The sequence below is a fragment of the Pseudomonas phytophila genome, from assembly GCF_025643095.1.
GTDB lineage: Bacteria > Pseudomonadota > Gammaproteobacteria > Pseudomonadales > Pseudomonadaceae > Aquipseudomonas > Aquipseudomonas quasicaspiana.
Window position 1 is genome coordinate 4,781,581 of record NZ_CP081201.1, and the last position, 19,405, is coordinate 4,800,985.

The 19,405-nt window shown below is 57.0% G+C and carries 17 protein-coding genes; 10 read left to right on the forward strand and 7 right to left on the reverse strand.

Annotated elements, in window-relative coordinates; translation table 11 throughout:
* Window positions 1-423: 423 nt before the first annotated feature.
* A complete protein-coding gene (gene acs / locus K3169_RS21625; RefSeq protein ID WP_122704445.1) occupies window positions 424-2,379 on the reverse strand; it encodes an acetate--CoA ligase in 1,956 nt (651 codons plus the stop codon).
* 374 nt (window positions 2,380-2,753) lie between these two features.
* Here acs and K3169_RS21630 point away from each other — a divergent pair, with 374 nt between their 5' ends.
* The gene (locus K3169_RS21630; protein ID WP_087273874.1) at window positions 2,754-3,020 is read left to right on the forward strand and encodes a DUF2790 domain-containing protein; all 267 of its coding nucleotides are present in this window, start codon (window positions 2,754-2,756) and stop codon (window positions 3,018-3,020) included.
* Window positions 3,021-3,250: 230 nt separating this feature from the next.
* Here K3169_RS21630 and K3169_RS21635 read toward each other — a convergent pair whose 3' ends face one another.
* The gene (locus K3169_RS21635; RefSeq protein ID WP_263267921.1) at window positions 3,251-4,819 is read right to left on the reverse strand and encodes a sigma-54-dependent transcriptional regulator; all 1,569 of its coding nucleotides are present in this window, start codon (window positions 4,817-4,819) and stop codon (window positions 3,251-3,253) included.
* A 264-nt stretch (window positions 4,820-5,083) separates the two neighbouring features.
* On the opposite strand from K3169_RS21635, the gene phhA reads away from it, so the two are divergent.
* The 5 genes from phhA (at window position 5,084) to K3169_RS21660 (ending at window position 8,577) form a co-directional block, all read left to right on the forward strand.
* Entirely contained in the window at window positions 5,084-5,902 is an 819-nt protein-coding gene (phhA, locus tag K3169_RS21640; protein ID WP_263267923.1) for a phenylalanine 4-monooxygenase, read from the forward strand.
* Window positions 5,903-5,917: 15 nt separating this feature from the next.
* Window positions 5,918-6,274 (forward strand): 4a-hydroxytetrahydrobiopterin dehydratase, encoded by a 357-nt coding sequence (locus tag K3169_RS21645; RefSeq protein WP_122704441.1) that lies wholly within the window; start codon window positions 5,918-5,920, stop codon window positions 6,272-6,274.
* A 523-nt stretch (window positions 6,275-6,797) separates the two neighbouring features.
* Window positions 6,798-6,938 (forward strand): hypothetical protein, encoded by a 141-nt coding sequence (locus K3169_RS21650; protein ID WP_164706047.1) that lies wholly within the window; start codon window positions 6,798-6,800, stop codon window positions 6,936-6,938.
* Between the two features lie 79 nt (window positions 6,939-7,017).
* A complete protein-coding gene (locus K3169_RS21655; protein WP_122704439.1) occupies window positions 7,018-7,200 on the forward strand; it encodes a hypothetical protein in 183 nt (60 codons plus the stop codon).
* A 168-nt stretch (window positions 7,201-7,368) separates the two neighbouring features.
* On the forward strand, window positions 7,369-8,577 hold the full coding sequence (locus K3169_RS21660) for an MFS transporter (RefSeq protein ID WP_263267926.1): 1,209 nt from the start codon (window positions 7,369-7,371) through the stop codon (window positions 8,575-8,577).
* Here K3169_RS21660 and arfB read toward each other — a convergent pair whose 3' ends face one another.
* The 4 genes from arfB to K3169_RS21680 all read right to left on the reverse strand — a co-directional run bounded on the left by arfB (window position 8,578) and on the right by K3169_RS21680 (window position 11,581).
* Entirely contained in the window at window positions 8,578-8,991 is a 414-nt protein-coding gene (gene arfB, locus K3169_RS21665) for an alternative ribosome rescue aminoacyl-tRNA hydrolase ArfB (RefSeq protein WP_231677471.1), read from the reverse strand. It lies immediately after the preceding gene.
* A 90-nt stretch (window positions 8,992-9,081) separates the two neighbouring features.
* The gene (locus K3169_RS21670; protein WP_027897900.1) at window positions 9,082-9,873 is read right to left on the reverse strand and encodes an ABC transporter permease; all 792 of its coding nucleotides are present in this window, start codon (window positions 9,871-9,873) and stop codon (window positions 9,082-9,084) included.
* Window positions 9,870-10,802 (reverse strand): ABC transporter ATP-binding protein, encoded by a 933-nt coding sequence (locus tag K3169_RS21675; RefSeq protein ID WP_027897901.1) that lies wholly within the window; start codon window positions 10,800-10,802, stop codon window positions 9,870-9,872. The genes K3169_RS21670 and K3169_RS21675 overlap by 4 nt, the downstream gene beginning before the upstream one ends.
* Before the next feature lie 155 nt (window positions 10,803-10,957).
* Entirely contained in the window at window positions 10,958-11,581 is a 624-nt protein-coding gene (locus K3169_RS21680; protein WP_231677470.1) for a glutathione S-transferase family protein, read from the reverse strand.
* A gap of 310 nt (window positions 11,582-11,891) precedes the next feature.
* Between K3169_RS21680 and K3169_RS21685 the strand changes: the two genes are divergently transcribed.
* Together K3169_RS21685 and K3169_RS21690 are read left to right on the forward strand one after the other, a co-directional pair.
* Window positions 11,892-14,339 carry an acyl-CoA dehydrogenase gene (locus tag K3169_RS21685; RefSeq protein WP_263267930.1) on the forward strand — a complete coding sequence of 816 codons (2,448 nt, stop codon included), beginning with the start codon at window positions 11,892-11,894 and terminating at the stop codon, window positions 14,337-14,339.
* Between the two features lie 90 nt (window positions 14,340-14,429).
* The gene (locus K3169_RS21690; protein ID WP_095094636.1) at window positions 14,430-14,840 is read left to right on the forward strand and encodes a PA2817 family protein; all 411 of its coding nucleotides are present in this window, start codon (window positions 14,430-14,432) and stop codon (window positions 14,838-14,840) included.
* A gap of 46 nt (window positions 14,841-14,886) precedes the next feature.
* Here the strand turns inward: K3169_RS21690 and K3169_RS21695 are convergent, their stop codons facing one another.
* Window positions 14,887-17,049, reverse strand: a complete 2,163-nt coding sequence (locus K3169_RS21695; RefSeq protein ID WP_263267932.1) for a hypothetical protein — start codon at window positions 17,047-17,049, stop codon at window positions 14,887-14,889.
* Between the two features lie 73 nt (window positions 17,050-17,122).
* On the opposite strand from K3169_RS21695, the gene K3169_RS21700 reads away from it, so the two are divergent.
* Window positions 17,123-17,902 carry a hypothetical protein gene (locus tag K3169_RS21700; protein ID WP_263267934.1) on the forward strand — a complete coding sequence of 260 codons (780 nt, stop codon included), beginning with the start codon at window positions 17,123-17,125 and terminating at the stop codon, window positions 17,900-17,902.
* Window positions 17,903-18,034: 132 nt separating this feature from the next.
* Complete coding sequence (locus K3169_RS21705; RefSeq protein ID WP_263267936.1) at window positions 18,035-19,375, forward strand: PipA/GogA/GtgA family type III secretion system effector; 1,341 nt, start codon at window positions 18,035-18,037, stop codon at window positions 19,373-19,375.
* The last annotated feature ends 30 nt before the right edge of the window (window positions 19,376-19,405 follow it).

A 19,405-nucleotide genomic window follows, 5' to 3' on the forward strand; every position in this document is an offset into this window, starting at 1 on the left:
CAACCAAAAATGGTTATGCAAAGGCGAAAAGAGGGATAACCCGTGATTGCAGCAAAATGCGCGCCCATTATTGGCAAAGCCTTGTAATACGGCAAGGGCGGGATTGCCGCATGTTTATCTGCCAGCTATTTGAGCCGCAGATTCTTACAGATGTGAGGTGCGTTGCCCCATAAGCGGGAGTGGCGTTACCTGAGCGGTGGGGTGGGTAACAGGTCGATATATATCCTGGTTGGATGAAGCTGAGATTTCGTGGAGCCTGAGGTTTTTGTGCTGCTCCTATCGCGAGCAAGCTCGGCTCCCACATGAAATCGCATTCACATGTGGGAGCCGAGCTTGCTCGCGATAGGAGCGCTTCGGTTTTGATTTGGAAAACAAAAGCCCCACCCGGCTCACACCGGATGGGGCTCTTTCAACCGCTGACTATCAGGCCACTTTCATGGTCTTGTGCGTATCGATCAAATGCTGCACCACGCTCGGATCGGCCAGGGTCGAGATATCGCCCAGCGAATCGTATTCACCCGTGGCGATCTTGCGCAGGATGCGGCGCATGATTTTCCCGGAGCGGGTTTTCGGCAGGCCTGGTGCCCACTGAATCACATCTGGCGAAGCAATCGGGCCGATTTCTTTACGGACCCAGTTACGCAGCTCGTTGCGCAAAGCATCATCCGGCACTTCACCGCCGTTGAGCGTCACGTAAACGTAGATGCCCTGCCCTTTCAGGTCATGAGGTACGCCGACCACTGCGGCTTCGGCCACCTTCGGATGCGCAACCATCGCACTTTCGATTTCAGCCGTGCCCATGCGGTGGCCAGAGACGTTAAGCACGTCATCCACGCGACCGGTGATCCAGTAGTAACCGTCCTCGTCACGACGCGCACCGTCACCCGTGAAGTACATGCCGCGGAAGGTCTTGAAGTAGGTATCGACGAACCGGTCATGGTCGCCGTACAAGGAGCGCGATTGACCCGGCCACGAATCGAGGATGACGAGGTTGCCTTCGGCAGCGCCTTCGATCAGGTTGCCAAGGTTATCCACCAACGCCGGAATCACGCCGAAGAACGGACGCGTTGCCGAGCCAGGCTTGAGGGCCGTCGCGCCCGGCAGCGGGCTGATCAGAATGCCGCCGGTTTCGGTCTGCCACCAGGTATCGACGATCGGGCAGTTTTTCTTGCCAACCGTGTTGTAGTACCAGTTCCAGGCCTCCGGGTTGATCGGCTCGCCTACCGAACCCAGCAGGCGCAGGCTTGAACCGTCAGCGCCTTCAACGGACTTGGTGCCTTCAGCCATCATCGCGCGGATGGCAGTCGGTGCGGTGTAGAGGATATTGACCTTGTGCTTGTCGATGATCTTCGACAGACGCGTGATGTCCGGATAGTTCGGTACGCCTTCGAACAACAGCGTGGTGGCGCCGTTGGCCAGCGGGCCATAGACGATATAGCTGTGGCCCGTGACCCAACCAACGTCAGCGGTGCACCAGTAAATTTCGCCCGGTTTGTAGTCGAACACTCGCTCATGAGTCAGTGCGGCATACAACAGATAACCGCCCGTGGTGTGCAGCACGCCTTTCGGTTTGCCCGTTGAGCCAGAGGTATAAAGGATAAACAGCGACTCTTCGGCACCCATTTCTTTCGGCGCACAGGTCTCGGACGCCACTTCCAGCAACGAGTGGTACCAGATGTCACGGTGGCGGTTCCATTCGATGTCGCCGCCAGTGCGTTTGCAGACGATGACTTTCTGCACGCTGGCGGTTTCCGGGTTGGTCAGCGCCCGGTCAACGTTGGCTTTCATAGCGGTTTTCTTGCCGCCGCGCAGGCCTTCGTCAGCAGTGATGACCACTTTGGATTTGCAGTCGATGATGCGGCCAGCCAGTGCTTCCGGCGAGAAACCACCAAACACCACCGAGTGGATCGCACCGATACGGGCGCAGGCCAGCATGGCGACCACGGCCTCGGGAATCATCGGCATATAAATAGTGACAACGTCGCCACGGTGCACATCCTGACCGCGCAACGCGTTGGCGAACTTGCAGACTTCAGCATGTAGCTCGCGATAAGTAATGTTGCGGCTTTCGGAAGGATCGTCGCCCTCCCAGATGATAGCGATGGTGTCGCCGCGCTCTTCGAGATGGCGATCCAGGCAGTTATAGGCGACGTTCAGGGTGCCATCGGCAAACCACTTGATGTCGACACGGTGGTCATCGAAAGAGGTCTGCTTGACCGAGGTAAAAGGTTTGATCCAGTCCAGACGCTGAGCTTGTTCACGCCAGAAGCCATCGGGATTGACCACCGACTGCTGGTACATGGCCTTGTAGGTCGCCTCATCGGTCAGCGTGCTCGCTGCGACTTCTGGGCGGACGGGGTACAGGGAAGCTGCACTCATCTTGGTTACCTCGGTGGATAGTTGTTGTTTTATGCCCCTGTTGTATCCGCCTGTCGGCGTCGGGACCATTCGACGATGGTCTTACCGTTCAGATAAACAGGCCCGTTAGGACCATTGAAAGGCACAGACAAGAACGCAGTCAACCGTTCATAAGCCTCTGGCCCGGTGCTCTCAGGGATTGTTGTCAATTCGCTCAATAGTGTTTATCAAAAGTGTTTCTATATGAAGTGCGGTGACAGGCATAGAATCGACTTCGCCAAACAAGGCACCTGATAAATAACTGACAGCCCCCACGGCGAGTTAATCATTAAAGGCTACACATCGCTTTACAAGGGCGGTGTATCCCCTCTCGAACTCAAGAAGGTAAGACAGAAATGAAAGTTTCACTGTTGGTTCTGGCACTCTGTGGTTTCAGCACATTTGCAATGGCTGAAGAATCCGGAGCAAAAGTTGCTGCCCAACAAGCACGCGTCGAGCAGTACACCTACGGCAGCCACCCTGATATTGCCAAAGTCATTTCCATCACCGCCATCCCTGACGTCTGCAAGGTCGTGCCAATGCGCATGACCTATGAAGACTCCAAAGGCCAGCAACACGTGATGGGCTATCAGGTCATGGGTAACGGCTGCAGCAATAGTTGAGGTTTTCGGGACAACGCTATTACGGGGTCAAGCACACCCTCTGTGGGAGCGAATTCATTCGCGAAGGGGCCGGTACACTCACAACCCGTGTATCGCCTGAACGACCGCCTTCGCGAATAAATTCGCTCCCACAGTTAATCCCTCTTCAACTCAGAAAGACATGTGCTGCCTGATAATTAATACCATTAGGCGTTTAGGCGTTAATAAAACGCCGACCATTAAAATTCGATTTACACACGATCAGGCTTGTTAGAACCCACCCCATAATCCCGCAACTTGTTAGCCACTGTTGTATGGGATACACCCAAACGTTTTCCAAGTTGTCGACTGCTGGGATATTCCGCATATAAACGCTGCAATAACGCCTTTTCAAAACGACCGACTATCTCTTCCAGCCCTCCGTCCATGGAGAACTGTGCCAACGGATCGCGCAGGCCGTAATCCGGCAAGCGAATGTGTTCGGCTTTAACCGTCCCGCCCTCGCACAACGAAACTGCCTGAAACAGGACATTCTCCAGTTGCCGAACATTGCCCGGCCACTGGTAATGACTCAAACGCTCCATGGCGGCAGTTGCCAGTTTCGGTAGCGGACAGCCTATCTGGCGGCTGGCCTGATCCAGAAAATGCTCAACCAGCGGGCCAAGACCATCCAGGCATTCACGCAACGGCGGGATGTGCAGGCTCAAAACATTGAGGCGATGGTAGAGATCCTGGCGAAACTCGCCCTTCGCACATAACTCAGACAGGTCAACCTGCGTCGAGCACATGATGCGCACATCGAGAAAAACATCTTCGTCGCTGCCGACTCGCCGGAAGCAGCCGTCCTGCAGGAAACGCAGCAATTTGGCCTGCATGCGCGAACTCAGTTCGCCGACGCCATCCAGAAATAGTGTGCCTCCCGCCGTCAGCTCCAGCAGACCCAGTTTGCCCTCGGCTCGCGCGCCGTCGAATGCACCTGGGCCGTAACCGAACAGCTCGGTCTCGGCCATGGCATCCGACAGGCCCGAGCAGTTCATTGCCATCAACGGCGACTGGCCACGGGGGCTGGCGAGGTGGCAGGCGCGGGCCAGCAGCTCTTTGCCGGTGCCCGTCTCACCTTCAATTAATAGGGGTGCGTCCAGCGGGGCCATGCGCCGCGCCTCACGCACCACTGCGGCCATGACTCTGGAGCTCTGGAAAATACTGTCGAATCCGCGCAGTTCTTCCTTGCGAACCTGATAGATCTGCTCACCCACCCGATCCGCACGATGCAGGGTCAACACTGCCCCCGCCATGGCTTCACTGTCGTCGTGGCGAGACTGCAAGGGCGCGATATCCGCAAGAAACACATCGCCCCGAATGGTCACTCGCAAGCCATTGATCCGGGATTTGTTGCTGCGGATCAACTCCGGCACATCCAGGTCCTCGGCATAACGCGACAACGCTATGCCCGGCACCTCATCCACACGCACGCCCAGCAACTGAGCGGCGGCCCGGTTAGCCGCGACAATCGAACCACCCATGTCGATGGACAGCACCGGAAACTCCAGAGCGCCCAGCAGCGCATCCAGCTCCATATGCCGTCGCTCGCTGGGCATCAGCCCGACACGCTTGACGCCAAAGACGCCGGCAATGGCTTCGAAGCGCGGGCGCAATGACTGAAATTGCAGATTGATCAGGTTCGGGCAGTGCAGATAGATGGCGTCGCCATGCTCCCCGCCCACCTCACCCCGGGCGACGTTAACGCCGTACGAGGCCAGGAGCTCGAGAATGTCGCGGGTCATACCGATGCGGTTCTGGCAGTGCACTTTGATGCGCATGGCAGATGAGTCCTGTGGCTGTTGTTATTTTTGTGATGAGGCGAAGTTTAGCGTCAAGAATTCGTTACACCAGAACCCCGTAAAACTTACTCCACCACAAGATAATCAGGGATTCGCCCATCCCGTAAAGATTTCTTTACGGGATTTCGCCATTAACGGCCTTTGTCAGATCAAAACGCCGACAGCCTGCAAGCCTGAAATGCGCTATTGATGACCTTGGGCGTTCGCAACAAACCCAATAAAAAGAACCCCGAGGAGAGCTGTATGAGCCCTGCGAAATACGTGGCACGGGAACCCGACGATCATGGGGTGATTGATTACCCCAGCGCCGAGCATGAGGTATGGAACACGCTGATCACCCGGCAAATGAAGGTGATTGAAGGCCGTGCCTGCCAGGAATACCTCGACGGCATCGAGCAGTTGGCCCTGCCCCATGACCGCATTCCGCAACTTTCGGAAATCAACAGCGTTATGGGTGCGACCACCGGTTGGCAAGTGGCGCGGGTGCCGGCGCTGATTCCGTTTCAGACCTTTTTCGAGCTGCTGGCCAACAAGCAGTTTCCGGTGGCGACGTTCATTCGCAGTCAGGAGGAACTGGATTACCTGCAAGAGCCGGACATCTTTCACGAAATCTTCGGCCATTGCCCGCTGCTGACCAATCCCTGGTTCGCCGAATTCACCCATACCTACGGCAAGCTCGGCCTCAGCGCCAGCAAAGAACAGCGTGCGTATCTGGCGCGGCTGTACTGGATGACCATTGAATTCGGTCTGGTCGACACGCCGCAAGGTCGGAAAATCTACGGGGGAGGCATTCTTTCCTCGCCCAAGGAAGCGGTCTACAGTCTCTCGAATGCGCCCGAACATCAGGTGTTCAATCCTCTGGAAGCGATGCGCACGCCTTACCGTATCGATATCCTGCAACCCTTGTATTTTGTGTTGCCTGATTTGAAGCGGCTGTTCGACCTGGCTCAGGAAGACATCATGGGGATGGTCGAGCAAGCCCTGCAGTTGGGTCTGCACGCACCGAAATTCCCGCCCCGCCCTTCATCCAGCTCTTCATCCAAGCCCCCCCAAGTGGCCTGAACAGGAAACCTATTGATGACCAATCTCTCCCAAGCCAGCTGCGAAGCCTGCAGCGCCAACGCCCCGCAAGTCAGTGAAGCCGAACTGCCTGAGCTGTTGAAGCAGATCCCGGACTGGAACATCGAGGTCCGCGACGGTGTGATGCAGCTGGAAAAAATCTACCTGTTCAAGAATTTCAAGTTCGCGCTGGCATTCACCAATGCTGTGGGTGAGATAGCCGAAGCAGAAGGTCATCACCCGGGTCTGCTGACCGAATGGGGCAAAGTCACCGTGACCTGGTGGAGCCACTCCATCAAAGGCCTGCACCGCAACGACTTCATCATGGCGGCGCGCACGGATGAGGTGGCGAAAAGCGCTGAGGGGAGAAAATGAAACTTCTCAGGCTGACATAAACCTCTGTGGGAGCCGCCCCGGTGTCCCTGACACCACGCTGTCGCGCAGCAAACACGGACCCTGTAGGAGCGCGCTTGCCCGCGATTCGGTCTGTCAGTCGATGAATATATTGCCTGTGCTGACGCGATCGCGGGCAAGCGCACTCCTACAGATGAAAAAGTAATCCAAATCAAATAGTTGTAGTTTGTTTGATAGGAGCTGGGCTTGGTCTGGGGGGCATTCCGACGATGCATGAGACGCAGCCCGAAGACATACCGCGTTATCGTTTATCGCGGGCAAGCACCGCTCCCACAGGACCGCATTTCAACTCAGACTCGTGTGTGCCCCTCCTGAACCAAGAGCGCTACAACGCGGGACAATAAAACCCGGTTTTTGTTTCCGCACATGACCAACGGTCAAGATAAAAATCTGTTTGTCATTATCTCTGCTGTATCCTGCCCAAGCTTTTTAGAAGCACTGGTTCTGCCCAGCAACTAAAAAACTTGTGCAAGGAGCATCGAAAATGCATGAAATTCCAAACTTTCCCCCTGGCCAGAAAGAGCCTGAGCAATCGACACTGGCTCAACTGGAACTCGGTCAACCGGTCGACATGAAAGCCGGTGTACAGGCCGAACAAGGCCAGCAAGCCTCCAGCGAAGACTGAGGGTGATTTTTTCAGACGTATCGGAAACCAGCCTCGCTGTGTTTTCATACGTCTGATTGCCGATGACCACAGGCTGCACATGAAAGACTTCAACGAAGCACAAGCCAATACCCTGATCGGCACCGCCGAACTCATGATCAAAATCTGGGCACAGCTGAGCCCGGAGAAGAAGCAAGCCCTGCTCGACCGCTTCGGCAATCAGGAAAACGCCCTCGCCGCGCTGGTGACGACCCAACTGGTCGCGCCTGAACAGTCTCAATAAGGCTCTGCCCCTTCCTGACCGCATACCCTCGCTGTAATTTTTTTTGACCAGACCTCCAGCCCAACGCTCGTTCGCCGCTATCATTGAGCACTTGTTTGCCTGCCAGGGTTCGACCTGACCTGCAGCACCCGTTAGATTTCCCCCGCCGCAACAGTGGACCGCTTACCCATGCCTGATACACCCCGCAGTGATTCCCAACGCCCCATGGCAGTCACTCTGCAAGTTGTCTCCATCGTCATGTTCACTTTTATCGGCTACCTGAACGTCGGTATCCCGTTGGCGGTACTACCAGGATACGTCCACACCGATCTGGAGTTTGGCGCAGTGACTGCGGGGCTGGTGATCAGCGTGCAGTATCTGGCCACCCTGCTCAGCCGCCCGTATGCCGGACGCATCATCGATAACCTCGGTCCCAAAAAAGCCGTGCTGTTCGGTCTGGCCGGTTGCGGCCTCAGTGGCGTGTTCATGCTGCTGTCGAGCTGGTTGCAGGCGTGGCCCATGGTCAGCCTGATCAGCCTGTTCTTCGGCCGACTGGTGCTGGGCAGTGCCGAGAGTCTGGTGGGTTCCGGATCGATAGGCTGGGGCATTGGCCGCGTTGGATCGCAGAACACCGCCAAAGTGATTTCCTGGAATGGCATCGCCAGTTACGGTGCGCTGGCCATCGGCGCGCCGCTGGGGGTGATGCTGGTCAGCACACTGGGGCTTTGGAGTATGGGTGTGAGCATCATTCTGCTCGCCCTGCTCGGGCTGAAACTGGGCTGGAACAAAGAAGCAGTGCCGATCGTCCATGGCGAGCGCATGCCGTTCATTCACGTGCTGGGCAAAGTATTTCCCCACGGCATGGGTCTGGCGCTGGGGTCTATCGGATTCGGCACCATCGCTACGTTCATCACGCTGTATTACAACAGCCATAACTGGCCGAACGCCGTGCTGTGTCTGAGTCTGTTCGGCGCGTCATTCATCGGGGCGCGGCTGTTGTTCGGCAACATGATCAACCGGATTGGCGGCTTCAAAGTGGCAATCGGTTGCCTGAGTGTTGAAAGCCTTGGCTTGCTGCTGTTGTGGATGGCCCCGTCCCCGGAGCTGGCATTGGCAGGCGCGGCGTTGACTGGCTTTGGCTTTTCGCTGGTATTCCCGGCCCTGGGTGTAGAAGCCGTAAATCTGGTGCCCGCCTCGAGCAGAGGCGCAGCGGTAGGCGCTTATTCCCTGTTCATTGACTTGTCGCTGGGGATCACCGGTCCTGTGGCCGGAGCGGTGGCGGCAGGCTTTGGCTTTGCCTCAATCTTCCTGTTTGCAGCGCTAGCCTCTCTCAGCGGTCTGGCCCTGAGCGTCTGGCTATACAAGCAAGCGAAAGCAGCGCGCCAACAGAGCGCTTGATCAGAAATCCACTTTGCCGCGACCCGCCTTGATCGAGCCACGCTTGGTCTTGGATTCCAGACGGCGGGTCTTTGAACCCAGCGTCGGCTTGGTCGGCCGACGCTTCTTCTCGACCTTGGCCGCGTTGACGATCAGTTCGGCCAACCGCTCAAGCGCATCGGTGCGGTTCTGTTCCTGAGTGCGGTACTGCTGGGCCTTGAGCACAAGCACGCCTTCACTGGTGATCCGGCTGTCGCGCAACGCCAGCAACCGCTCTTTGTAGAAAGGCGGCAGCGATGAAGCGTTGATGTCGAAACGCAGGTGCACCGCACTGGAAACCTTATTGACGTTCTGCCCACCCGCGCCCTGGGCACGGATGGCAGTCAATTCGATTTCGGCATCGGGAAGGTGCACGTTGTTGGAGATTACCAGCATGGTGTTTTCACATTACCTTGGAACGATGCATACCCTGTGGGAGCAGAGCCTGGTCTGCTCCCACAAAAAAATGCTTCAATCCCGAGTCTATTAAGAGCGCATCCCGCGCCCGCTGACCAGCAACCGCGCGCAGCCGATATACAGCACGATGGTCGCGATCACCATGAACGCCATGGCAATGCTGATGCGGATGTCGGAGACACCCAGGATGCCGTAACGGAAAGCGTTGACCATGTGCAGAACCGGGTTGGCCAGCGACACGGTTTGCCAGAACGGTGGCAGCAGGCTGATGGAGTAGAACACGCCCCCCAAATAAGTCAGCGGGGTCAGCACGAACGTCGGGATGATAGAGATATCGTCGAAGTTGCGCGCAAATACAGCGTTGATGAAGCCCAATAGCGAGAAGATCGTCGCCGTCAGCAACACCACCACAATGGTCACACCCAGATGGTGAACCTGCAGATCAGTGAAGAACATCGACAGCAGTGTCACGATAAAGCCCACCGCCAGACCGCGCAGCACACCGCCCAGCACGTAGCCGATCAGGATGGTGTGGGGCGAGACCGGGGAAACCATCAGTTCCTCAACCGAACGCTGGAACTTGGCACCAAAGAAACTCGACACCACGTTGCCATACGAGTTGGTGATCACCGACATCATGATTAAACCCGGCACGATGTATTGCATGTAGGTGAAGCCGCCCATGTCGCCAATCTGTCGGCCGATCAGGTTGCCGAAGATCACGAAATACAAAACCATGGTGATCGCTGGCGGCAGCAAGGTTTGCGGCCAGATGCGCATGAAACGACGTATTTCGCGATAGACAATAGTGTTCAGGGCAACCAGATTGGGGCGCAGTTCGGAAGTCGTTTCGTTGCTCATACCGCCACCTTCGCCAGATTTTTTTCCACCAGTGACACGAACAACTCCTCAAGGCGATTGGTTTTGTTGCGCAGGCTCAGCACTTCAATATTCTGCGCCGCCAACTGGCTGAACAGTGCGGTGATGCCAACGTTCTTGTCGACTTGCACTTCCAGGGTATGACTGTCGATCAGCGTGCATGGATAACCCATCAGCTGTGGCGCGACATGGTGTTCGTGCTTGAGATCCAGCAGAAAGGTTTCCACGGTCATCTTGTTGAGCAATTGCTTCATGCCCGTGTTTTCCACGATCACCCCGTGGTCGATGATGCCGATGTTGCGACACAACTGCTCGGCCTCTTCCAGGTAGTGCGTGGTCAGAATGATGGTGGTGCCCTGCTCGTTCAGCTCGGTGAGGAACGACCACATGGAGCGACGCAGCTCGATATCAACCCCGGCCGTTGGCTCATCAAGGATCAGCAGACGTGGCTGGTGAATCAGAGCCCGGGCGATCATCAGACGTCGCTTCATGCCGCCAGACAGCGAACGTGAAGGCACGTCGCGCTTATCCCACAGCCCTAGCTGGGTCAGGTATTGCTCGGCGCGTTCCTTGGCGATCTTCATCGGGATGCCGTAGTAACCGGCCTGGGTCACGACGATATCAAAGGCTTTTTCAAACTGGTTGAAGTTGAATTCCTGAGGCACCACGCCGATACAGCGCTTCAGCGCAGCGGGCTGGCGGTCAAGATCATGGCCAAAGATATTCACCGTGCCGCTGGTTTTGTTGACCAGCGTCGAGATGATGCCGATGGTGGTGGATTTGCCGGCGCCGTTCGGGCCGAGCAAAGCAAAAAAATCACCTTCAGCGACGTCCAGATCGATACCACTCAGGGCCTGGAAACCGTTGCCGTAGGTTTTGGTTAGCTGCCGGATGGATAGAGCAGAACTCATGTCGGAAAAATTACCAGTGAAGAAATAGGGGATGTAGATGAGGGCTGACACACATGATTACAACTCCAGCCAGCACCGCAATGGTGCTCGGCCGGACCGTTCAAGTACAGCGCGATCTATTGATAGTACCTATCGACGCGGCTCATCTAACTCGGTCAGGTGAGCGCGGTCATGACCGCCGCCTGATAAGCAGGCCGGGCTTTAAGCCGCTCATACCAGCTTTCGAGGTGCGGCATGGCAGGTCGTTCAATCGGCATTTCGAACCAGGCGTAAATAAAGCTGCCCAGCGGGATGTCACCCATGCCGAATTCGGCACCGGACAGATAAGGCTGCTTCTGCAGCGCTTCATCGACAACGATCAACAGGCTCTGCAGGGTTTTGATCGCGCCGTTGATCTGCACCCAGTCCTGCTGCTCGGCCGGGGTGCGTAATACGCCCCAGAACACATCGCGAAAAGGACCGGCAAAGGTCGAGGTGGTCCAGTCCATCCATTTGTCTGCGGTTGCGCGCTTCTGAACATCGGAGGGATACAGCGCTGAGTCAGGCGCATGACGGGCCGCCAGATAACGCACGATGGCGTTGGATTCCCACAACACAAAATCGCCATCTTCGATCATCGGAATACGCCCGTTGGGGTTCTTCGCTCGATATTCAGCGCCATCCACCAGCCCGAACGCCCCGCCTGCGTCCAGCGCCTCGTACGGCAGACCCAGTTCCTCAGCGATCCAGAGTGCCTTGCGCACATTGGAAGAGTTTTTCCGACCCCAGATTTTAAGCATTGTTTTCTCCTTGAAGATGGGCGACAGGATAGGCCATTTACAGCGAAACGCGATGGTCGTGCGCGATCCTGTGGGAGCAGAGCTTGCTCGCGATAAGGCTGGACGCAATCCAAACTAAACCGAGTAGTCTTCATCGCGAGCAAGCTCTGCTCCCACAGGTCCCAAGACACATGGTGGCCAGATCAAACATTGAAACTCCCTCCCCCCGCCAGGGTCACTATCCATGCACCCGCTCGGGCGACCTTCTTGACGAAACACGCCCCGGCTCATGATAGTGGCTTCTCGCTGCTGTCATCACGGAGGATTACTTATGCTGTTGTTGTGGATTGTGGTTCTGGTCGTAGGCATCGCCTGGCTGGCGCACCGCCGCGTTGCACCTATGCCTGCGCTGGGCGTGGTGGCTGCTTACCTGCTGGCGATGGGCATCATCAGCCATGCGCCGACCTGGTTGATGGTGATCTTCTGGATCCTGCTGCTGGCCGTGGCATTGCCGCTGGCGCTGCCGGACCTGCGGCGCAAACATTTCACTGCGCCGATGTTCACCTGGTTCAAGAAAGTGTTGCCGCCCATGTCGGAAACCGAGCGCGATGCCATCGACGCGGGCACGGTCTGGTGGGATGGCGAGCTGTTCAGCGGCCGTCCTGACTGGGACTTGTTGCTCAGCTATCCGAAAGTCCAACTGACCGACGAAGAACAGGCATTCATCGACGGCCCGACCGAAGAGCTGTGCGCGATGGTCACCGATTGGGAAATCGGCCAGGCCATGGACCTGCCGCCCCGCGCTTGGGAGCACATCAAACAACACGGTTTCTTCGCCCTGATCATCCCTAAAGAGTTCGGCGGTAAAGGTTTCTCGGCCTACGCCCACTCACAAGTAGCGATGAAACTGGCTACCCGCAGCGGCGACCTGGCCTCGACGGTTATGGTCCCCAACTCACTCGGTCCTGCGGAACTGCTGCTGCATTACGGCACCGACGAGCAACGCAATCACTACCTTCCGCGTCTGGCTCGCGGCGATGACATTCCGTGTTTTGCGCTCACCGGGCCGCTGGCAGGCTCCGACGCAGGCGCCATGCCGGACACCGGCATTATCTGCAAAGGCCAATGGCAGGGCGAAGAAGTGATCGGTCTGCGCCTGAATTGGGAAAAGCGCTACATCACCCTCGGCCCCGTCGCCACCCTACTCGGCCTGGCGTTCAAGGCCTACGACCCGGAGCACTTGCTGGGCGAAGAAGTCGATCTGGGCATCAGCCTGGCACTGATCCCGACTGAAACACCGGGCGTTGAAATCGGCCGTCGCCACCTGCCGCTAGGCGCCGCATTCATGAACGGCCCAAACTCTGGCAAGGACGTATTTATCCCGCTGGAGTACCTGATCGGTGGTCAGGAAATGCTCGGAAAAGGCTGGATGATGTTGATGAACTGCCTGTCGGTGGGACGCTCCATCTCCTTGCCAGCTGTGGGCACCGGCGCTGCCAAGTTCACCAGTCTGGTCACAGGCCAATACGCCCAGGTACGTGAGCAGTTCAACGTACCGCTGTCGGCCTTCGAAGGTATTCAGGAATCCCTGGCGCGGATCGGCGGCAACGCGTGGCTGATGGACAGCGCACGCATGCTCACCGCTAATGCTGTGGACCTTGGCGAAAAACCTTCAGTGCTCTCGGCGATTCTCAAGTACCACCTGACTGAACGTGGCCGCGAATGCATCACCCACGCCATGGACGTACATGGGGGCAAGGGCATCATCATGGGCCCAAATAACTATCTGGGCCGCAACTGGCAAGGTGCGCCGATCTTCATCACCGTTGAAGGCGCAAACATCCTGTCGCGCAACCTGATGATCTTTGGCCAGGGCGCGATTCGCTGCCATCCGTTCGTCCTCAAGGAAATGGCCTTGGCCGGTCGCGCAGACCATGACCAGGCACTGCTCGAGTTCGACAGCCTGCTGCTCAAGCACATCGGTTTTGCCGTGAGCAACGCTGCCAGCACGTTCATCCTCAACCTGGGCTTCGGTCACTTCGAGAAAGCTCCGGGGGACAGCCTGAGTCAGGGATACTACCGCGCGCTGAATCGCCAGGCCGCAGCCTTCGCCATGCTGGCCGACCTGAGCATGATGTTGCTCGGCGGCGAACTGAAGCGTCGCGAGCGTCTGTCTGCGCGACTAGGCGATGTATTGAGCCACCTGTATCTGGCGTCGGCAGCCCTCAAGCGCTACCACGACCTGAACTACCCTGAACATCTGCAACCGGTGTTCCGCTGGGCAATGGAAGAAGCACTGGGTGAGTCCGAACGCGCACTGGACGAGCTGCTGAGCAACTTCCCGAACCGTGTGCTGGGCGCTCTGTTGCGCGTTGTTGTGTTTCCGTTCGGACGTCGCCACAAAGGCCCGTCCGATGCGCTGGATGCACAGGTTGCCGCTGTACTGGGCCGCGCCAAAGGCGATCCGACCCTGGAAGAATTGCTGGCGGGCTGCTACCGCCCGCAATCGCCGGACGACGCTGTTGGCGCCCTGCAACATGCCAGCGATCTGTTGAACGCCGCGAAACCACTGCACAAAAAGCTGCATGTGGCTTTCAAGGGCGGCCAGTTCAAACCGGCCGCAGGCGAGCACGTGATCGACGCAGCGCTCAACGCCAGTGTGCTTCAACCGGCCGAGGCCGAGACGCTGCGGGCAGCCGAGGCGGCACGACGCAAAGTCATCGACGTGGATGATTTTGCCAAGGAAGAGCTGACTCTGAGCGAAGGTAAAATTCGCTAACGACTGGCGGAACTGTTCAGTTCAACCCCACAGCAGGCGCGCAGAGCTTTATACTCTCGCGCCTGTTTTTTTGTCTTTGAGGATTGCCCCATGGCCGACGCCAATCTCGACCACCAACTGAACCTGCTGGCACACCTGCGCAGCATCCTGGTCGCACTGGGCGAGGCCGAGCAGGTTCCCGAAGAAAGCCATGCGTTGTTCATGGAGCGCTTCGACGAGCTGCTGACCCTGCTGCCGCAAGACCCTATCGAAAGCCAGTATCTGGGCCAGGACATTCTGTGTCAGGTGATCCAGCGCTACCCGCAAATCGCCCATCTGGTGCCACGCGACCTGCTGTGGTTCTTCGCCGGTGACTGCCTGCACTTCATGCCTGACGAAGAAATCGAGCTGTACCAATCGCTGGAAGAGCGTCGCTACGAAGCCGAGCAGAACGACGAGCCGTTTGACTGGAACATGGAAAAGCAACTGCTGGCCATGCCTTCTCAGGGCAGTAAGCACTGATCGTGATTCACAATCGCCAGACATCGATCCCCCTGACGCCACGCACTCAACCGTGCTGACGTCTGAATCGATCTGACTGGTACTGGGCGTATTGCTGACTGCCGCTGCGCTGCGCTGGCACGGGAGGGGTTCGTCGTCGCTGGCGGTCGAGCAAGCGGAAGTAAAGCGCCTCGTGATCCGGTTTCGGGTGGTTGGAACTGCGCAGCCTTTCCAGTGTGCTATGGCCTGGACTCGCAGGCCCCTTGATCAGCTCGATAGCGTCCGCCGCCGGAATTCCGTCGAGGATTTTATTGAACGCAACGGTGACCTGCAGATCGCCAGCAAAGATGACACGAGAGGCTGCAAGGGCATTTCCCTGTTCCGGTGCAAGCACCTTGCGTAACGAAGCCGGGCTCAGGTTCAGTGCTGCAATACCTTCAAAGTAACCTGCAAGCATGGCATTGCAGACGGTGATGGATGTTGCTGTCCAGCCACCATCAGGGGGCACGCAAATGTCCGGGATGATATTGGGCTGGTCCTGCTCGGGGTTGCCAAGCAGTTTGACCACCTCACGCGAGCGCAGGCCACTGCTTGCCAACGCATCGAGGTAGGCCTTGATGCAGGCAGGTTCTTCATACCTGGCCGCGCCCTGCAGGCAAGTGTCGCCCTCAGAGTCCTTGCCTTGCAGCAGCCGGTATTTCTCCTGCGTATCGAGCAAATCACATTTGCTGACGCGCGCGATGAAGGCCGAAATCATGTCGGCATGGCCGAAAGAAGCAGCATCCGCCATCGCGGTCTGGCCATTTGCAGTGGTGGCGCCAAGCAGTCTCGCCAGCCTTCCTTTACCAGGCTGCAGGGTTTCCAACTGATCAAAAAGAAGATGGAAATCTTCGGCGTTCTGATTCTCCATCGCCACAGTCAGATTATTATCGTTAGGGTCGCCACGGATAACATCGAAAAAATCGGCGTCGTTCAAACGAGCAGTCTCTAGTAACGCAAGGTAATCGGCGACGAAATCAGGGTTCCGGGACGGCAAATGCAGGGAATACCCCAGAGGTTTGCGATGTTTTTCAATACTGGGCGCCAGCAATTTTCTGGCACTTGAACTGGGTACTTTCAACTTCGCCATGCCGGTTACAAAAACCCGCAAACTCAAGCGCTGATTTTCATGGTTCAAGCCTTTCGGATCGACACCTTGCGCAAAATCTCTGAGCCGTTTTTTAGGTGCGCTTAGATAAGGCGTGGCCTTGCTGCCAACCAGCCCCTTGCGCTTCATGTAGTCGCACAGCCCCAAAAACGCTTGCAGAGAACTGACTGCCCAAAGCGTATTGAGCAGTGACCTGTCAGCCTCCATGGGCAATCTGGAACCCTTGCGGAAGTACTTCATGTCGTCTGCGGGATGCCCAACATCCCTGCTGACGGCTTGTATGAACGGATAACGGCCTTGTTCAAAGTAAGCACTGTTGTCGGGAAAGGCTTTATCAAAGGTGATATCCGCGACGCTCTGATCCGGATAACGCTCAAGCCGACGGTGAACGTTGGAATCGTTGGGGTCGTAAAAAGCCAGGGTAATGCGACCCTCTTTATTTTGAATATGTATGGGCAAATCATGGTTATGGGTGCGCAGCATGATTCGCGCCTCAGGAAGCCGTTTGTCGACCACCTGACGGAACGTGTCGTCCAGCCAGCGTCCAAACTTGTCCGGAATAAGGAGTGGGTTGTTACGCCCGACGATGAGCTCCAACGCGTCTGTTCCAGAGTCAGCGCGTGCATGGGGGTTGCTGGGGTGATCGTAGAACGCCTGCAAGTGGGCTTTGGATTTGGCCGCCCGGTCCAGGAAATCCTTGCCACCGCGCATGTCGGCAGGCTCGTCACCAAACAGATAGTTGAAAGCGAGATGACGACATACCGCCAGTGGCCGAGTGACTTCCATATTCAAATCAACAATGGGGCCACGTTTACTGGAGAGATAGACTTCATCCTTGCCGGGTTTGATCGGGTCCTGCCTATTACGAGGCTGAGGCCTTGATCCGCTGGCCTTCGGACGACGCGTCCTGGAAGAAGAGGTCTCCGGCTGGCGTGTATGGCTACTACTCTCAGGGCGCGGCCTTACAACCGGGCGAAGGGGCAAACCAAGAAAATGATTTAACGGCATGGGGATGAAATCCTCTGAATGGCATTCCCCTCTGTGGTGATTCCAGCCTGCCCGGTTCCTTGCCGTGACGGACACCCTGCCACAACGCCAGGGAACTGGATAAGCACACGGGCCACTCAGGTAGATACCGTTCTGCTGAGTACACCTCATGATCAATATTTCTCATCCATCCCTGACATCGGTCGCCTTGAAAGTCGGTAAACCGGACAAGCCCTCAGTGTCGGCCAATCTTCACGTAGCCGATAACATTTCCATGGGCGCGAAGATGCATTTTCCCGGCCCATGGCTGGATAAGAAACGGGCATCACTCAGCCCTCTGCAGCAAAAAATGTTCGACGTGGCCTTGAAGGTATTGAGCGGCGAAGAACGCCCAAAGTCCGTCCGGGCCTCTGAAACTGGTCGCGAGATCGAGCTGGATCGGCCAGCCCATGGTGCAACCACTCTCAGTATCGGATTGGAAAAACCCATGTCCGAGGTGCTGGACTATCTGGGCATGAGTGACGGCAAAGGTAGAGCCCTGCTGACGTTGGGCACGAAGATGGCAAATGCCGTATCCCCTCCGCCTACCCCTCCACAGCCTGAAAGCCCTGCGAAGTCCACGCACAAGGACTTTCTGAAGAGCGGAAACCTGAGCGCTACGATTCTGGGAAACTTGCTAAATAAAACCTCGAGTCACGGTCGGCAAAACACCGGGGTGAATAACGCCATGAACCAGCCACAACAGAGCTCTGCCACAGCGCAGCGGCTACCAACTCGTGCGCCCCTTGAAGATGCCAGTGCCAATGTCAACTCAGACGTCGATTCCCAGGGTCCGCGAGTTGAAGCACCGCGTCCCCCTGCGACGACGGAGACGGGCACGAGCCGCCGAAAGCCTTCGACAGAACTGTCGAAGAACAGCGCCACTCAAACAGGGCAGCCAGATCGATAGCGATATCAGTCTTTTTAACCTATCCATCCTGCCTGGATTTAAACCAGAAGCATCGCCAGGTCTCGCGTCAAAGGAACCGTATTTCGGCCTGAAACCACTCAAAGGTTCCAGAACCCACCCAGGTCCCTGTCCGTGATATTTAATACTTCTGCCATTCTCCCCCGCCCGGGCCAGACCACGGCGAGCGTGAATGCCCCGACTACTGGCAACGCTAGCCCGGACCAGTTTCTGGCAGGGAAACATCGGGATATGGTCGCGCAATTCAAAAACCCCAGCTCTTTGCGCAAAACCCATGATAACCATGCCATTGATGAGCGTGGACACCTGCCCTTGAGTCAACTGCGCGATTATCTACTCAGGCAAGGTGCACTGGACACAAAGGGGAAATCTGCTGAACACAGAGCCGCGCTGGGAGCGCTTAACGAGACGATCACGACGGCGTACCAGAAGAGCGCGACGTTCCGCAGGCTTTTCAACCATAGCTGGGCTACACGCCTGCGTACTCCGTCGGAGCGCTGCCTGGTTGAGATCGAGGGCGATCTAACGAACACTCAAGAGTCTGTCCTGCGGTTACCCGATGTACTCACCCGCGGCCCAAGACCGAAATATCCCGCAGCGCATGGCCCGGAGAGAGCTTCCCAAGAGCGAATCCTGCTCGGTCAGGTGGTCAGCCAACTCACTCAGCTACCCGAGCAAGAGCCGGGGCACCCCCTCGGGCCCAATCCGGAATATGTGAACATCATTCTCAAAGAAATGGGCAAGCGCGACCCTGCACAGATTGCCCTGCCCAACCAACCGGCAGCCATCAAAAATTCAGCTCAGGACGTCAGCGCTAAAACCTCGCTCAACCGTTTGATGCTGAACATCGACTCAGGGCCCAGCCCCTCGACGACTGGAAAGACTTTCAAGGACAGTGTCAGAACACACTTGAATGCTTTCGCCGACAGGCATCTGGAACTCATCGCCCAACGCCCCAATCGGCGTCAGCTCACAGCACTGGTGCGCGAGGAAACCCAGGCGAGCAAACAACTACCGGAAATATTGATGCGCCTGTTTGGCCAGGTCCGTGGGGATGAAAAACCTATGGCACTGCTGGAAAAGATCGCTGCGCAAAATCACAGACAACAGCTATTTACCTACCGGATCGATAAGCAACGTAGCCCTTTGGAAATGATCAACAGCCGCGACGGCGACTGCACATCATTTGCCAGATTGTTTTCGCTGCTAGGCGAAGCAGCGGGAATAACAGGGCTGGAACTGTTCAGCATGGACGGCGAGATGCATGTGCAGCTTTCTTCGCAAAGCCCGGAAATAGCCGGGGCGAAGCCTGGCGAAGCGCTAATGATGGCTCGCCATACCATCCTGCAACGCGGCGAAGGCGAACAACGCGAATACTTCGACCCGGTGTTCGGGCAACAAGTGAACCCGGCCTGGTATGGCATAGACCAGAACCGCTACCTGATGCGTACCTGACCGAAAGCGCCGACACCCTGGCTACGCAGC

Excerpts from the sequence above, each read along its gene's own strand:
- acs (WP_122704445.1), bottom strand. The coding sequence starts at position 2,379 with ATGAGTGCAGCTTCCCTGTACCCCGTCCGCCCAGAAGTCGCAGCGAGC.
- K3169_RS21630 (WP_087273874.1), top strand. The coding sequence starts at position 2,754 with ATGAAAGTTTCACTGTTGGTTCTGGCACTCTGTGGTTTCAGCACATTT.
- K3169_RS21635 (WP_263267921.1), bottom strand. The coding sequence starts at position 4,819 with ATGCGCATCAAAGTGCACTGCCAGAACCGCATCGGTATGACCCGCGAC.
- phhA (WP_263267923.1), top strand. The coding sequence starts at position 5,084 with ATGAGCCCTGCGAAATACGTGGCACGGGAACCCGACGATCATGGGGTG.
- K3169_RS21645 (WP_122704441.1), top strand. The coding sequence starts at position 5,918 with ATGACCAATCTCTCCCAAGCCAGCTGCGAAGCCTGCAGCGCCAACGCC.
- K3169_RS21650 (WP_164706047.1), top strand. The coding sequence starts at position 6,798 with ATGCATGAAATTCCAAACTTTCCCCCTGGCCAGAAAGAGCCTGAGCAA.
- K3169_RS21655 (WP_122704439.1), top strand. The coding sequence starts at position 7,018 with ATGAAAGACTTCAACGAAGCACAAGCCAATACCCTGATCGGCACCGCC.
- K3169_RS21660 (WP_263267926.1), top strand. The coding sequence starts at position 7,369 with ATGCCTGATACACCCCGCAGTGATTCCCAACGCCCCATGGCAGTCACT.
- arfB (WP_231677471.1), bottom strand. The coding sequence starts at position 8,991 with ATGCTGGTAATCTCCAACAACGTGCACCTTCCCGATGCCGAAATCGAA.
- K3169_RS21670 (WP_027897900.1), bottom strand. The coding sequence starts at position 9,873 with ATGAGCAACGAAACGACTTCCGAACTGCGCCCCAATCTGGTTGCCCTG.
- K3169_RS21675 (WP_027897901.1), bottom strand. The coding sequence starts at position 10,802 with ATGAGTTCTGCTCTATCCATCCGGCAGCTAACCAAAACCTACGGCAAC.
- K3169_RS21680 (WP_231677470.1), bottom strand. The coding sequence starts at position 11,581 with ATGCTTAAAATCTGGGGTCGGAAAAACTCTTCCAATGTGCGCAAGGCA.
- K3169_RS21685 (WP_263267930.1), top strand. The coding sequence starts at position 11,892 with ATGCTGTTGTTGTGGATTGTGGTTCTGGTCGTAGGCATCGCCTGGCTG.
- K3169_RS21690 (WP_095094636.1), top strand. The coding sequence starts at position 14,430 with ATGGCCGACGCCAATCTCGACCACCAACTGAACCTGCTGGCACACCTG.
- K3169_RS21700 (WP_263267934.1), top strand. The coding sequence starts at position 17,123 with ATGATCAATATTTCTCATCCATCCCTGACATCGGTCGCCTTGAAAGTC.